Annotated in this window: 9 protein-coding genes and 1 tRNA gene; 4 read left to right on the top strand and 6 right to left on the bottom strand. The window is 52.0% G+C overall.

The annotated features are described in order from the left end of the window. Window positions 1-107: 107 nt before the first annotated feature. Genes ACCC71_RS01345 through ACCC71_RS01335 form a run of 3 tightly spaced genes read right to left on the bottom strand, consistent with a single transcriptional unit; the run spans window position 108 to window position 4407 of the window. Window positions 108-1301 carry an MFS transporter gene (locus ACCC71_RS01345; protein WP_434310657.1) on the bottom strand — a complete coding sequence of 398 codons (1194 nt, stop codon included), beginning with the start codon at window positions 1299-1301 and terminating at the stop codon, window positions 108-110. Then, complete coding sequence (locus ACCC71_RS01340; RefSeq protein WP_434310656.1) at window positions 1294-2853, bottom strand: carboxylesterase/lipase family protein; 1560 nt, start codon at window positions 2851-2853, stop codon at window positions 1294-1296. Before ACCC71_RS01340 ends, ACCC71_RS01345 begins: the two co-directional genes overlap by 8 nt. Window positions 2854-2895: 42 nt before the next feature. Next, window positions 2896-4407 carry a carboxylesterase/lipase family protein gene (locus tag ACCC71_RS01335; RefSeq protein ID WP_434310655.1) on the bottom strand — a complete coding sequence of 504 codons (1512 nt, stop codon included), beginning with the start codon at window positions 4405-4407 and terminating at the stop codon, window positions 2896-2898. Between the two features lie 369 nt (window positions 4408-4776). Here ACCC71_RS01335 and ACCC71_RS01330 point away from each other — a divergent pair, with 369 nt between their 5' ends. From ACCC71_RS01330 to ACCC71_RS01320, 3 genes are all read left to right on the top strand, one after another. After that, a complete protein-coding gene (locus tag ACCC71_RS01330) occupies window positions 4777-8040 on the top strand; it encodes a CocE/NonD family hydrolase (protein ID WP_434310654.1) in 3264 nt (1087 codons plus the stop codon). A gap of 25 nt (window positions 8041-8065) precedes the next feature. Further along, window positions 8066-10468: a glycyl radical protein gene (locus ACCC71_RS01325; RefSeq protein ID WP_434310653.1), complete on the top strand. Its 2403-nt coding sequence runs from the start codon at window positions 8066-8068 to the stop codon at window positions 10466-10468. A gap of 71 nt (window positions 10469-10539) precedes the next feature. After that, window positions 10540-11931 carry a carboxylesterase/lipase family protein gene (locus tag ACCC71_RS01320; protein WP_434310652.1) on the top strand — a complete coding sequence of 464 codons (1392 nt, stop codon included), beginning with the start codon at window positions 10540-10542 and terminating at the stop codon, window positions 11929-11931. Window positions 11932-11993: 62 nt separating this feature from the next. Here the strand turns inward: ACCC71_RS01320 and ACCC71_RS01315 are convergent. Next, window positions 11994-12066: transfer RNA gene (locus ACCC71_RS01315), tRNA-Ala, on the bottom strand. Window positions 12067-12259: 193 nt separating this feature from the next. Between ACCC71_RS01315 and ACCC71_RS01310 the strand changes: the two genes are divergently transcribed. After that, a complete protein-coding gene (locus ACCC71_RS01310) occupies window positions 12260-13123 on the top strand; it encodes a class I SAM-dependent methyltransferase (RefSeq protein ID WP_434310651.1) in 864 nt (287 codons plus the stop codon). A 116-nt stretch (window positions 13124-13239) separates the two neighbouring features. Here ACCC71_RS01310 and ACCC71_RS01305 read toward each other — a convergent pair whose 3' ends face one another. Beyond that, window positions 13240-13701, bottom strand: coding sequence for a PH domain-containing protein (locus tag ACCC71_RS01305; protein ID WP_434310650.1), 462 nt, complete (start codon window positions 13699-13701; stop codon window positions 13240-13242). Between the two features lie 114 nt (window positions 13702-13815). Beyond that, the gene (locus tag ACCC71_RS01300; protein ID WP_434310649.1) at window positions 13816-15237 is read right to left on the bottom strand and encodes a PepSY domain-containing protein; all 1422 of its coding nucleotides are present in this window, start codon (window positions 15235-15237) and stop codon (window positions 13816-13818) included. Between the last annotated feature and the right edge of the window lie 82 nt (window positions 15238-15319).

The following is a 15319-nucleotide window of genomic DNA, read 5'->3' as shown; positions in this document are numbered from 1 at the left end:
AAGTCTGAGACTTCTGTTTCAATCCTTGAACCCTCGTTTGCATGTTTCCTGAAACCTCTGTTACACGGCCAGGCGTGGAACATGCCCGCACAGGCGAAACCCTCGTATCAAGTTTCTCCCATCCGCCGGACGGCCGGAAAGACAAAGAACAGTACCGCCAAACAGATGCCCGCCGCGCATAGATAGATGTTTAAAAGGCCGATTCCATCGGCGATATAGCCAAACAGCGCCGCTCCCAAACCAATTCCTCCATCCTGAGCCAGATAAAAGGTGGCATTGGCTGCGCCCCTGCGATGGGATGGGGTCTGGAGCACCGCAATGGTATTGAGCACCACGGTAGCAAGTCCAAAGCCAATGGCATAGACGATTGCCACCACCAGCATAACCGCCAGGCTCTTCGCCACATGAATCCCCAAAAAAGCCGCCGCCATACAAGCAATCCCTGACACGAGGCTTTTCCTCTTCCCGATCACATCCACAATCTTTCCGGCAAATACACGGGAGATTGCCAGGCCGACGGCTTGGGCGGTAAAGAAAGCGCCGATTCCCTCAATTCCTTTTTCCTGCCCGTAAGCCGCCAAAAAAGTCATCACAGAAGCCGAGGCAAAGGAAATTCCCATCATCAAAAGGCCCGGCACAAGAGCGGTCGGCTCGATAATCTTATGCCACCATTTCCGCGGAACCTCCTTCGCCTTTCTTGTCTCCGGCGCCGCTTTCAGCTTCTGAAAACGTTTTTTCTCATACCGAATCAGTGTGGCCGCGGCCAAAGCCAGAATACAGATTCCGCCGGCTGTCAGGAAATCTACGTTATAGCCGAAGCTTCCTGCCATCCACAGGGCAATGGCCGGACCAATGGCCTGTGAAATCGTGGAGGTCAGGCCATAATATCCCAATCCCTCCGTCAGGCGTTTTTCCGGCACCAAATCCGTCGTCATAGTGGAAAGAGCCACCGACTGTATGGAAAAGCCAATGCCGCTTACAATCTGTAAAAGATACATCAGCGGCAGAGCCCTCAAAAAGGCAAAGGGAAACATGGTTACGCACACCAAGGAAGCGCCCATGATCAGCATCCGCTTCCGGCCCAGCCGGTCGATCGCATTTCCTACCACCGGGCGAAAGAAAAGCGCGGCCATGGTATAGGCAGTGGTTGTCAGCCCGGCTGCCGATTTGGAAAATCCCAGTTCTACCACATACAGGGGCAGAATCGAAGATTTAAACTGCATACAAATCCGAAGGAGTGTGGCCACCAGACAGACTGTCAAAAAATCCCGCGTCCACAACGCCTCTTTTTCTTCACTCATTGCCATCCTCCTTCAGACGGCCCAGAATATAATCTCTCCGAAAAGCTGACATCTCCGTCTCCGGCATGGGGCGCATCCGGCCGTCCCCTCCGAACTCTTTTGCCAAAGACTCCTGTTTGGTATAGGGCTTCCAGGACATCAGCCCTTCTCCATTGGGGTCTCCATTTTTAATAAAATTGGTCCAGTAAGCGCACATCTCATTGGAGAGATCAAAGTCGCTGCCATCATAGGGGCGGTTGATCCGCAAAAAAGTCTGGAACACATAGGCGTGCTCCCCGGAATGGAAAGCTCCCCTGTGATCCTCTCCCGGTGCCGGTTTAGAAAAATAATACAGGTAAGCTGGCTTTCTCCCCAGTTCCAACAGAATTTCCGCAAAAGCCTGCGCCGACGCCCACATCGTATCGGAAGAGGAGCTTTGCTCCGTCTCCTCTGCCCCTTCCGCCGTCTCCGCATGGGCGGCCTTTAGATACTGCTTGGCATAGCGTCCATATTTGCTTTGGATATCCGCCCGGTATTTTGCCAGATCTATCTGGCGTCTGGGCATCACATAGCGGAATTCATCGGCCATAGCCCCCACCAGATAATCCACGTCTCCAAACTGGTTGGCCTTGATTCGGTTCACACTGGTATCGTGAAAAACATAGCCGTCGATGTTCATATTAAAGGGGGAATAGGGATCCCCTTCTTTTTTGGGACGCTGGCGGCAAAAATCATAGTAATGTTCCACCATTTTCTGCCCAGGAATCTGTCTCGCCTGTTCCAGATTTTCCGCGCCGATATAGGCGAAGAATTCCTTTCCGATCTGTTCCGCTTCCGCCAAAGTCACCTTGTTGTCTCCGATCATTCCTCCCAGGCCGCCGCCGCTTTGCATAATGCCCCGGCAGTATAACCCCCGGCTCAGCTCCATGGTGGCCACGTCCATCACCGCTCCGGCGCCGCCAGACTGGCCCATGATCGTCACCCGCTTCGGATCTCCGCCAAAAGCGGCAATATTCTTTTGAACCCAGCCAAGCGCAGCCAGGATATCCAGATAGGCATAATTCCCCGATGAAGCCACGCCGTCCGCATCTTTTCGTTCTGCCGTCAGCTCCGGGTGCGCCAGAAATCCAAACACATTCAGGCGATAACCAAAGGTCACAAAAATCACGCCCCGTTTGGCAAATGCTTCCCCGTCATAGGCCATATTGATACAGTCGCCGTGCTGCATCCCGCCGCCGTGAATCCATACCGCTACCGGAAGACCCTCGCCTGCTTCCTTGGCCGGCGTCCAGATATTCGCCGTCAGACAGTCCTCGCTGAAGGTACGGTCCGCGTAAAACTCTTTCTGGTAAAAATCACCGCCCCCCAGTACTCTTTTTTGAAGACAGGCATCTCCCCAGACATAGGCCGTCCGTTCCCCCTCCCAGGGCTCCACCGGCTGGGGTTCTCTCCACCGGTACGCTCCAACAGGAGGCGCCGCATAGGGAACTCCCTTGTATACGGCTACCCGCTGATTGCCCGCCAGCGCTCCCTTTAAAATCCCACTCTCTGTTTTTACTCTCGTCAGTGCCATATTTTATCGTCCTTTCTCCGTTCTCTTTCCTGTTTTCTCCAGTTACTGGAGATCTTTTCTTTTAAAACGGATATAAGGCTCTTTCTGTACCCGCTTCATTGCCGCGCCGGGCTTTAATTCCATCAATTCCGGCTTCTCTAATGTGTAGGGCGTCCACTCCGGAAGTCCCTCTCCATTGGGGTCGCCTGTTTTGATAAAGTTGGTCCAATAATCGCAGCAAAGATTGGAAAGCTCCCAGTCCTCCCCTCGGTAAGGCCGCCAAATCCGCCCTAAAGTCTGGAACACATAGGGATGTTCGACGGAATGAAAAGCGCCGGCATGATCGCCTCCGGGTGCTTCGTGGGAAAACAGATACTGATACGCCGGTTTTCTTCCCTGAGCCAGCTGCATCTCACAAAATGCCGCCGCTCCGGCCACAAAACGCTTGGGCAGATCCTCCGCGTTTTCTTTTCCCTCTTCCAGTAAATCAAAATACATCTCCGCCTTTGGGCCGATCTGAGCCAAAATGTGCTCACGAACCGACGCCTGCTCCGGCAGAACCGCTTCTTTCGTGAACCCATCGTTTTCCATCTCGTTGGCAGTGCAGCCGACCATACAGGCGATATCGTGATACTGGTTATAACACACGTTATCCAGCATATCGTGTTTCAGCACATACCCATCTACATTCACCTTAAAGGATAACTGAGGTGGAATTTTATCCCCTTTAAAGATGAGGAATTTTTCCAACAGCTCTTCTGTCGTCAGCGCTCTTCCCTTGGCAATTGTTTGAATACCGGTCTCCGTCAGAAAACTCTCGCCAAAAGCCTCTGCTTCCGCTAAAGTCTTATTGTTGGAACCGCCGACAGGCACCAGCACCATCGAACTTTGGATGATCGCCTGATGGATATCCCCTTCGGTCAGCGGGGAAGCGCAAAGCATCTGTACACTGCCGCCGCCTGCCGACTGGCCAAAGATCGTGATCCGCTCCGGATCTCCACCAAAGGCTGCGATATTACGGCGCACCCATTTCAAAGCCGCAATCTGATCCAAAAAGCCATAATTCCCAGAGGTAGCTACACCGTCTTGCTGCCTGCGTTCTTCCGTCAATTCTCTCGATGCCAGAAAACCGAATATACCCACGCGGTAATTGATCGTTACCAGAATCACGCCCCGCTTGGCAAAAGCTTCCCCGTCATAACTCTTGTTGCAGCTCATCCCGCCGGTAAATCCGCCGCCATGGACATAAAAAGCCACTGGAAGCTTCTCCTCCGGACGCTCCGCCGGAGTCCAGATATTTAAGGTTAAACAGTCCTCGCTCATCGGAAATGGCACGCCGTAGAACTCCTTGCTGTAAAAACTCCCTTTTTTAAACTGCTCCTGGGGACAAATTGGTGAAAATGTATAGGCCGTCCGTACCCCCTCCCAGGGTTCCGGCGGCTGGGGCTCCCGCCAACGCAGCTCTCCCACCGGCGGCGCCGCATAAGGAACTCCCTTAAACACACTGACACTATCATTTCCTGCATAGGTACCCCGCAGGATACCGCTCTCTACCTTTGCTTCTAAGATTGCCATCGTTACCTCCTCATCGGATGCTATTCCAACTCAAGTTCCTATGTCTCGCTCTATTAAACAAGCAATTTTTATGCCAAGATTTTTTCTGTCCGCTTATTTTTGCAGGATTGCGGCGGATCTCCCTGGTACGGAGAGAACTTTCCTGAAACCGACGAGCTATATGAAACATTTATCTCATATCTTTTTTCTGGTATCATGAAACCTTCGGCGTTTCTTTCTTCGCCAAATGAAACCTTTCTTTCACTTCTAAATTCAGGCATGCAAAATTTCCGCCCTATGATTTTGGCATGATTTTTGCTTATTAATTATGAGCGTATTTGATATCGGGGTCAAAAGATAGTTTGACTCCTCCGAGACAGGAGGTTCCCTATGAATTTTAAATGTTCCCTCCCCGGCCGCTATGCCGGCTATACCGAGCCAACATATACCGGGCAAATAAAAACTTCCTTTTATATTGCCAGCCAGGATGGTGTCCGTCTGGCCGCAGATCTGATTCTGCCCGATCCACTCTTGCCAGAATCCCGGCTGCCTGCGATTCTCATTGCTTCCCGCGGGGGCCGTTTTGATCCGGAAAAAGGGAATGGAGACAGCATCGTTGCGCCTCTAATTCCGTACGGCTATGCCGTGATGGTGGTGGAGCTGCGCGGATGCGGCGCTTCCTTTGGGGTTAACGACAGCTTTGGCAGCAAGAAGCACGTACAGGATGCCATGGCCGCTATCCGCTGGATCTGTGCGCAGCCTTGGTCCAATGGAAGAGTCGCCATGGCCGGCATTTCCAATCGATCTTATATCCAGCTGTGTACGGCCTCCTATGCCCCGGAAGGGCTGACCGCCGTCACTCCAACCGTAGCCATCACCGATTTTTATTATCAGAACTATCCCAACGGGGTTTCTTCCATGCCCTTTCTCTCCAGCAAAGACTCCCCCGCCCAGATGGACAAGGAGACGTTCTTGGAGAAGGTATCGCCGGTGGATGAAGATCCGGACGGTTCCATGGCTTATCAAGCCTACCAGCAAGACCAATATGGTAAAAATAAATTTTTTGTCGGCCATCTCCTGACTGCCAATATGAACCGGGATACCCCTAATCCGAATCTAGGAGGGGAGAAGACCAACCTGACCCTTCCTCCGTTATTCCGCTTTCGCAGCCTTCCCCGGGAAAGTGTAAAGCAGCATCAGTTTATCGGCCAACTGGAATCCGGCGCCCTGGGACAGCTGGCTCATTATCTGGAACAGGGAGGCAGTTTTGTTCTCGGCCCCTGGACCCATTTTCAATCCCGCACCGGCAATCCTCAGGTTCCGGAGGGCATGTTCGACTTTACCGCTGAATACCACCGCTATTACGATGCGGTTCTGACAGATAAAGAGAATGGATTCCTCGATGCCCCTCCCGTCACCTACTATACCTTCCATGCCAAAGACGGAGAACACTGGCGCGTGGCGGACTGCTGGCCGCTGGAAAATGAACGCCGCGCCATCTTTTATCTCACTCCAGAAAAATCCGGCACGGCAGATTCCACCAATGACGGAACACTAAGCCAGGAAAAGCCGGATACCACAGTCGGAACGAACTATCAGACCGACCTTTCCATCTCTGTCTTTGACCATCATGATGGCAAGGGCTCTACCTATAATCGCATGAGCATGTGCTGGGAGGGAGACATGGCCCAGGATGTAGACGCCAAAGGGCTGACTTTTACCTCCCTGCCGTTTTTCCCGGTTTATGAAAACATTCTGGCCGGGTGCGTCAGCGTGGATCTTTGGGTCAGCTCTACAGCCCCTGACGGGGACTTCATCGCCTACCTGGAAGAGGTGATGGAAGACGGGACCTCCCATTTCATCAAAGACGGCGTCATCCGTGCCTCTCACCGTACTTCCGCCAGCAACCCCGCCTGGGAAGCTATGGGTGCCACCTGGCACACCAGCATGACGGAGGATGTGGAACATTGTCTCGATTTAGGCATGGCGGAACCGATACACCTACAGTTTGCCATCGAGCCAATTGTCTATCAGTTCCGCCGGGGAAGCCGTCTGCGCCTGACCATCACCTGTGCTGACCCCCATACCTATCAGCATCCGATGTATGAGAAAGCTCTTCCCACCATCACCCTGTATCAAGGCGGGGAACACGCTTCTTTTATCAGCGTCCCCTTTTTGGAGCATGAGGAAAATGGGTACAACGGTCATGTCACCACGACGGAAGGTGAAGGGCCTGGAACCCTATACTTTTTCAAAAAGAATGTCTACTTATACTACAACGGCGCCTGGCGCAGAATGTCGGTGGAAAGTGGAGAAGCAGACTATTATCTGCAAGGGTATGACGCAATCTTCCCATCCGCCGGATTCACCTTCCGCGTGGAAGGCGCTCCCATCAAAGACGGTATCCTGCAGGATTATCAGGGCGGAGAAAGTACCTGTCAGCCCCTGGCTGCCTTTCGCCATCTGACAGTAGATACGGTTCCGGTCTGCCACAGCGACCACGCCTTATTTGTGCCTACACGAAAAACTCTGAAGCTAGATGTATTTTCTGACGGTACACGCTCTGATCCTGCCCCTTGCATCCTGCACATTCATGGCTATGGAGGAAGCTATTCTGTCTTCTCACCGCAGCTTCAAGCACTCTATGACGCGGGGTATACGATCGTAGGGATAGACCTGAGAAATTATCCTTCCAATCCGTTCCCGGACTACGTTCACGATGTCAAGGGCGCAATCCGTTATGTCCGTGCCAACGCCGAGCGCTTTGGCATCGATCCGAACCGAATCGGCTGCTATGGCCTGTCTCTGGGAGGCAATTCCACATTGATGGCCGCCGTCAGTGGAGAGGTTCCTGAACTGGAAGGCTGCGTAGGCGGCAATCTTCACGTTTCCAGCCGCCTTCAGGCAGCGGCAGCGGGATTTGCCTGGAGCGAGCTGCTTTACATGGGCAAGGATATCGTAGAGGAATATCAATGCCGTCCGGAACAGATCGAACAAAAGCGGGCCCGCACCGACGGGGAATTTGCTCCCTGCGCCGAAGTGATCCATTTTGCCGGAAAAGGCCAAGGAATCGGGGCGCTCCGCCGTTATCTGGAAGAAGGGAAATCTGGCAGCGACCCTCAGATGGATCAAAAAGCAGATGAAGCCATCGCCGCCTCCCCCAACACCTACATTGGCCCGGATTGTCCTCCCATCGCTTTGTTTGGAGGCTATGGAGCATGGCAGGTAGACATCGCCCTGAATCAGACCCTGCGGTCTTTCTGGAAATTCCACGAATATGACGTAACCTGCTTCCTCTTTGCCAATACCCAAGGGGAATACGGCAGAAAGCCGGAGATCATTCATGCCATCGTTGATTTCTTTGATCATTACCTGAAAGAAGCCGGCTGCCGCAAGCTGGTGATCCGGCGTCAGGGAGGCGTCATGGTTGTCGATGGGCTTCCGGTCCCAGAGCAGAGAGAAATCCTTCGCCTGGAGAAAGAACTCTACATAGACGTTTCCTATTTACAAGGCTTGTGGGGAATTTCCATAGAAGCTGACTGGGAAGAAAACGGCCGGTTTTACCGAAAGTTAACGGAGAAGGAATCCATCCCCGGCCTACAGATCCGGGAATTCCCTGCCAAGGACATGGTGACGATAACACCGTTATCCTAAAACGCAAAAAAAAGGAGATTTTTTTATGAACCAACGTGTCAAAAAGATGAAAGACAGCCTTCGCATCAGCAAGTACCCCTTATGTATCGAATTATTCCGTTTGGCCAATGAATCGCTGGACGCTACCGGCGGCGAACCCATGGTAATCCGCCGTGCCAAGCTCCACGAACATATCCTGGACAATATCACCATTTTCATTGAGGAGGACGACCTGCTGTGCGGCTCCGGCGCCAGCAAGCCTTTCGGCATGGAAATGCAGTATGAATACGGCGTCTGGACCAAAGACGAAGTAGAGTCTCTCAAAAGCGAGATCTACACCATCACCCCGGAGGATGAGGAGGAGTTATATCAGCTCAACAAACGTTTTGCCGACAATGCGTTAAACAGCAACCTGGTGGACGCGCTCTCTCAGTCCCTGGGCATGAATGACAGGCTGTGGCCCTTTATGAAGTCCGGCTGCATTCTGCCTCCCTGGAAAGACCGCAAGGGCGGCTCCGGAGGCGGCTTTGCCATGTCCGGCTACGGCCTTGGCCCCGGCTTCTTTTTGGTCTGCATTGATTTTGAGCGAATCCTGAAGGAAGGCGCCAAATCGATTCTCACAGAGGCCGAAGAATGCCTGAAAAATCTGCGTTATACCTCTTCCGACTCCATCGACAAGCAGCACTACTGGGAAGCTGTCATCCGGGTCTTTAAGGCCTGGGTTCGTTTTGCTGGGCGCTATGCCGATCTGGCGGAAAAGATGGCTGCGGAAGAAAAAGATCCGGTTCGCCAGGCGGAACTTTTGGAGATGGCCCGCATTTGCCGTAAGGTGCCCATGGAGCCTGCCGAGACCTTCCGGGAAGCCATGCAGTCCTTCTGGTTCACCTTCCTGATGGCGTGCCCCTCTCCTACCACCACCGCCGGACGTTTTGATCAATATATGTATCCCTATTACCGAAATGATATTGACAGCGGCCGGATCACCGACGACGAGGTACTGGAACTTCTGGAAATCATGCGCTGTAAAATCATGAAAATCAACCGGGTCTCCGGAAAAGCCAACCGTGCAAAAAATTCCGGCATGGCCAAGTGGTACAACTGGACCATCGGCGGCGTGGATGCCGACGGCAACGACGCTACCAACGAACTGTCCTATTTGTTATTGGAATCCGCTCTCGACACCCAGCTGCCCCATTTTACCATCACCGTGCGCGTCCACAAAAATACGCCGGAAAAGCTGATGCTAAAGGCGTTGGAAGTGGTAAAATCCGGTCTCGGTATGCCTGCTTTTCTCAGCGATAAGAGCTATATCAATTTCTTTACGATGGGCGGAATGCCCCTGGAAGAGGCCAGAGATTACTGTGCCACCGGCTGTGTGGACGGCAATATCCCTGCGCGCACCCGCAGTCAGGTGGTGACCTTTTTCATCATTGCCCAGGCCTTCGACATCTTCCTGCACGACGGTTACTGCCGCTATACGGGGGAACAAGTGGGAATCCACAGCGGCGATGTGACAAAGATGGAGACATTTGAAGAATTCAAGGCCGCGTTCTACCGCCAGATGGATCATCTGATGCACCTGGCCGCAGAACGCAACAATGTGGAACTCATCGCGGAACGCAGCCTCTTCCCCGACCCGTTCCGCTCCGCCTTGATGAAAGACGGAGTGTCTTCCGGCAAGGATATGCTGGATCGCCACTTTAGCTTTGAAAACGGCAGTCTGCTGGGCGCCGTAGGCGGCGTCAATACCGGAGATTCTCTGGCCGCGGTCAAGACGCTGATCTATGATCAAAAGAAATACACCATGGCCCAGCTGCTGGAGGCCCTTAACGCCGACTGGGAAGGCTATGAAAAGATGCGGTCTGACTTTATCGCTGCTCCCAAATATGGCAACGACGAGGATCTGCCGGACAGCCTGGTAGCGGAAGTCTACAAGTTCTTTGCCGACACCTGTTATTCCATGGATACGGCCTACGACGGCAAGGTGACGCCCAACGCCATTTCCATCTCAGCCCACCAGCCCGGCGGCGCCTGCACTGGCGCGACCCCAGACGGCCGCAAAGGCGGTGAGATCTTGGCGGACGCTTCCCTCTCTCCAGACCATGGCAAGGATACCCACGGACCGCTGGCGGTATTGCACAGCGCCATGAAGGTGGATCAGGATCCCTACCAGGGAACGCTGATGAACATGAAATTCCATCCCAGCGCCTTAAAAACAGAGGAAGACCGGAAAAAGCTGGGGGCTATGATCAAGACGTATCTGACCCATGGAGGAAAACATATTCAATTTAATGTAGTAAATCGCGAGGAGATGGTGGACGCCAAAATTCACCCGGAGGATCACCCGGAACTGGTGGTTCGCGTAGCCGGATACAGCGCTTACTTTACCCGGTTAAGCGGAGCCATCCAGGACGAGGTCATCAACCGGACCGACCACGATATTCAGTAACAAAACAAGCATAGATTCCTTCCTGCCATATCCGTAAATCAAGCAGGAAGACCCAAAAAGGAGGCAAAATTATGGCATTATTACAAGCAAAAGTCGACGGCGGTATCCTGGAAGGATTGCCCGCTGCCAATCAGATGTTTTCCGTATTCCGCGGCGTTCCCTTTGCCGCGCCGCCGGTAGGCGATCTGCGCTGGCGGGATCCCCAGCCGGTTGAGCCCTGGGAGGGCGTCCGCCCTTGCTACAAGTTTGCTCCCATGGCGATGCAGGAACCTTACGTGTCCGAGGGCGGCGGAATCGTTGCCACAGAATTCTACGTAGGAAATTATCAAAGAAATGAGGACTGCCTTTACCTGAATATCTGGACCCCGGCCAAAAGCCCTGATGAAAAACTGCCCGTTGCCGTCTACATCCACGGCGGCGGCCATCAGACCGGCTACAGCTATCTGAACTGTTATGATGGGGAAGGATTCTGCAAACGCGGCATCATTATGGTGTCCATTGCCTATCGGCTGAATGTATTCGGCTATCTGGTACATCCAGATTTAGAGGCGGAGGGTTCGTCCACGCCTGGAAACTACGGCGTCAAGGATCAGCTGGCTGCTTTAAAGTGGATTCATAAAAACATCGCGGCCTTTGGCGGCGATCCGGAAAATGTTACCCTCTTCGGCCAGAGCGGCGGCGCGTCCAGCGTAGACAATATGTGCGCTCTTCCGGCCTCCCGCGGACTGATACAGAAAGCGATCATGCAGTCCGGCGGCGGCATCCGTCCGGTATATTCCTACTGGTCTGAATCTCTAGACCATGCCAAAGAGGCCGGCGCCGCATTTTTAAAAACCTTGGGAGTAAATTCCATTGCAGAAGCCAGAAAATGCTCCGCTGACGAAGTGCTGGACGCCTACAGCCGTTTTCAGACGATTAAGCTTAACGATCAAGAGAAACCCATGTGGAAAGGCGGCTACATGCGCTTTTCTCCCGTGGATGACGGCGAACTGTTCCCGGAACCGGTCACAGATCTGTACCGCCAGGGAAAATATCCTGAGCTGGATTACATGCTGACTTCCACCAACGGGGAGATGACGGAAACCACCTATCAGAATCTGGCTTTTGCGGAGGTAAATGCCCGCTTGGGACGAAAGCCCTGCTATCTGGCCTACTTCACCTATGTTCCCCCCGGCGCCGACTGCGCCCATCACTCGGTGGAACACCATTATGTATTTCAAACCTTAAATCGTTCTTATCGCCCCTACACGGGCCGAGACTGGGAGCTGTCCAATGAACTGGCCGACTACTGGGCCAACTTTATGAAATCCGGCGACCCGAATGATCCCGGAAAAAGTACCTGGGAACCATACAAGGCTGGCCAGTACAATGTACTGGAAATCGCAGGGGAAGAACGCCGCATGATTTCCCTGGCAGACCAGGCGGAACTCATAGAAAAAGCGAAAGAATTGGCTGCCCTTTAACATACTGCCCCGCAGAAAAATATGGTATAAAAAAAGCCCGCGGTCTTCCGCGGGTTTTTCAGTGGAGCATAGGGGATTCGAACCCCTGGCCTCTTGACTGCCAGTCAAGCGCGATCCCAACTTCGCCAATGCCCCTTACAAAATCAAGCTTTTATAGTATACCATACATTTGTAAAATTTCAAGTAGTTTTTGGAGATTTTGCCCCATGTGCCGAAAAAACCATAGCGCATACGAAAAAAGGATTTGCCTTATAGATTTTTCCTCTATTTTCCGTTATACTTATCCTGAAGGATCTGCGGCTAATCGCCGCTGGAAAGAGGACAAGATATGTGGATAGCCAATCAATGGATGGATTATGAAATTTTAGATACTAGTCACGGGGAAAAACTGGAACGCTGGGGAAACTATGTGCTGGTTCGGCCAGACCCGCAAGTGCTCTGGGACACGCCAAGAAAACTTCCCGGCTGGAAAAGGCCCAACGCCCACTACCATCGGAGCTCCCGCGGCGGCGGACAATGGGAATTTTTCAACCTGCCGGAACAATGGAGCATTCACTACCGGACGTTAACTTTCCAGTTAAAACCTTTTAGCTTTAAACACACCGGCTTATTTCCGGAACAAGCCGCCAACTGGGACTGGTTTTCGGAAAAAATCCGCAATGCCGGACGCCCCATCAAAGTATTAAACTTGTTTGCCTATACCGGCGGCGCCACGTTAGCCGCGGCGGCGGCAGGAGCTTCCGTCACTCATGTAGACGCTTCCAAAGGGATGGTTGGCTGGGCCAAAGAAAATGCAAAATCCAGCGGGCTGGAGCAAGCTCCTATCCGCTGGATTGTTGACGACTGTATGAAATTCGTAGAGCGGGAGATCCGCCGGGGTAATCACTATGATGGTATCATCATGGATCCACCCTCCTATGGCAGAGGCCCGAAAGGAGAAATCTGGAAGATCGAGGAAGCGATTCATCCACTGGTTCAATCCTGTGCAAAGCTTCTTTCCGACAAGCCACTCTTTTTCCTGATTAACTCCTATACGACTGGCTTAGCTCCCGCGGTTCTTTCTTACCTTTTGGGAATCGAAGTAGATCGTCAGTTTAAAGGAAAGATCGCTGCCGAGGAAATCGGTCTTCCTGTTTCCTCTACCGGTCTCGTACTCCCCTGCGGCGCTTCCGGACGTTGGGAATCCCGCTAAACCCTCTGCAAAATCAAAGAAATTTTTATAGAAGATTCCGGAGCCAAAAGGTCTCTGTATGAAAACGTGTCGGTATATTTTCATACAGAGACCTTTTGATTCCCTATTCGATAGGCTTATAGTTCGTCCGGCGGCGGACCTGGGTGGATATCCTCATACTCAATTCCACCATCTTCCATATGGAGACTGGCGTCTCTCCCCATGCCGTACATTTCACGGCCGACAACGCGGCTGTTGATACGGGCAGCTTCTACCATCTCGCTGATCTGCTGCTTTACCGCCTTACTGTTCACAATATTCTTTAGATAAATGACTTTATCGGAGATATCCCGGGTGGTCAGACAGATCGTTCCTGTCCCAAAAAGCTTCTGAGCCAACGTTCGTTCCAGAGAAATATCCGTAATCCGATATAGAAGACATTCATTTTCTTCGGTCCTCAGCAACCCTTCTTCCACAAACAATCTACCATTTTCAATCCGATACTTAGTAAACGAAAAAGGGAACCACATCCAATGCTTTCGATCCTGCCAGACAATCCCTTTCGGTTCCCGATCTTCCATCCGGATTTCCTCTCCCATAATATTCACTCCCTTTGCGTGTTCTTACTTTCCATTAACCAAGGCTGTGTACCCTTGTCAATAGAAGATAATATTACTGTAGCACAAAGAGCGCTCTTTTACAAGGTTCTTCCCTCAGTCATGGTCATCATCGTGATCATCATCATGGTCGTCATCGTAGTCGTCATCATGGTCATCATCATGACCGTCGTGCCAGTCATCCTCATCCAAGCATTCCACATCCCAATCCAGAACCGTACCCGTATAAGCATCGATTTCAAACTCATATTCGTAGGCGTCGTCCCGCACCTCTCCTTCATAGACCAACCGCCCATGCTCGTGATCCAATTTGATCTTCACAAGGAAAGCGCCACTTTCCTTTGCCTTAGCCAGCGCAATGGAGGCCGCCGCGTCTTTTCCGATCGTATCCGCTCCTTCTGAAGGCTTTGCGGATACGTTTTCCTGACGCTTTTCTCTTGCTTCCTTCTCCCATTTCAAAACCACTCCGGTATAGGCGTCAATCTCAAATTCATATTCATAGGAAGAATCCTCCATCTCGCCTTCATAAACCAAACGGCCGTCTTCCCGATCTAATTTGATCTCGGTAATTTTTGCGTTCTCCGCTTCCGCCTTGCCTAGAGCAATTTCCTTGGCCCGTTCCTTTCCAATTTTCCCTTCCTTAGAAGTCGTCGTCTCTGTAGGTTCTGTGATTTCCGCACCCTGGCTGCCCTGATTCGCAGCATCTTTCGTAGACTCAGGAACGCTTATAGAGGTCTCCGGCTGAGAGGCGGACGCTGCGGCACTGCCTGGTATCCAATTGGTTTCCTTGCTCTTCTCCTCTAACAATTCCCCATTCAGAGCATCATAGACCACTTCAAATTTCTTTCCATCAAAGAAAAACTCTACTTCGTAAATGTAGCGGCCATCTTCACGCTCCATCTCCAATACAGCTAACTGACTGCCTGGATACGCCCCTTCTACCTTTGCACGAATTTCTTCCTCCTTCAAAAAGGAAGTTTCCGCCGAGGTGCTGCCATTTTCAGAAGGAATCACCACCGGCGTTCCAAACTTTATCTTGCTCTCCAGCAAAGCACCCGTTTCTGCATTCAATTCCAAAGTACCGTAAGAATCACTGGCCCGAAAATAAACTTCGTAAGAGTAGCGCCCGTCGTCCATTCCCAACTGAATGGCGGAAATCTCCGCGCCAGGATACAGTTCTTCCACCAAAGTCTTTACTTGTTCTTCCGTCAAAGTTACGCTTATCGATCCTTGCCCCCCACGCAGCTTTCTTTCGATCTCCCGAACCGCGCCGGTCTTCTGGCTGACTTCTACCTCATACACCATTCCTTCCGATTCTGAGTAAAATTGAAATTGATACATACCATCATCTCTTTCACTCGACTCCAATACGGAATCTGCCGGCACATGTCCTCTCGCGGTACGCTCCGCTTCCTGGCGGCTGGCCGCCGAGACAACTGCACGGGTACCAAACACCGCGCCCACGATAAGAATAAAAACAATCCCCCAGGTCCATTTTTTGGAAAACAATTTTTTCATGGATTTTCCTCCTGATCTTTCTGATTTCAAAGGCAGATGCCTCTTTTCCGTTTTTATAGATTTCCTTCTAAACATGTATGCC

The sequence above is a fragment of the Hominifimenecus sp. rT4P-3 genome, from assembly GCF_051055405.1.
In the GTDB taxonomy this organism is placed as follows: Bacteria; Bacillota; Clostridia; order Lachnospirales; family Lachnospiraceae; genus Pseudolachnospira.
The sequence above is the reverse complement of the archived record's forward strand: the minus strand, read 5'-3'. Positions and strand labels throughout refer to the sequence as shown.

Bases quoted from the DNA above. Each gene is read 5' to 3' on its own strand.
- ACCC71_RS01320 (WP_434310652.1), top strand. From the start codon at position 10,540: ATGGCATTATTACAAGCAAAAGTCGACGGCGGTATCCTGGAAGGATTG.
- ACCC71_RS01310 (WP_434310651.1), top strand. From the start codon at position 12,260: ATGTGGATAGCCAATCAATGGATGGATTATGAAATTTTAGATACTAGT.
- ACCC71_RS01340 (WP_434310656.1), bottom strand. From the start codon at position 2,853: ATGGCACTGACGAGAGTAAAAACAGAGAGTGGGATTTTAAAGGGAGCG.
- ACCC71_RS01305 (WP_434310650.1), bottom strand. From the start codon at position 13,701: ATGGGAGAGGAAATCCGGATGGAAGATCGGGAACCGAAAGGGATTGTC.
- ACCC71_RS01300 (WP_434310649.1), bottom strand. From the start codon at position 15,237: ATGAAAAAATTGTTTTCCAAAAAATGGACCTGGGGGATTGTTTTTATT.
- ACCC71_RS01345 (WP_434310657.1), bottom strand. From the start codon at position 1,301: ATGAGTGAAGAAAAAGAGGCGTTGTGGACGCGGGATTTTTTGACAGTC.
- ACCC71_RS01330 (WP_434310654.1), top strand. From the start codon at position 4,777: ATGAATTTTAAATGTTCCCTCCCCGGCCGCTATGCCGGCTATACCGAG.
- ACCC71_RS01335 (WP_434310655.1), bottom strand. From the start codon at position 4,407: ATGGCAATCTTAGAAGCAAAGGTAGAGAGCGGTATCCTGCGGGGTACC.
- ACCC71_RS01325 (WP_434310653.1), top strand. From the start codon at position 8,066: ATGAACCAACGTGTCAAAAAGATGAAAGACAGCCTTCGCATCAGCAAG.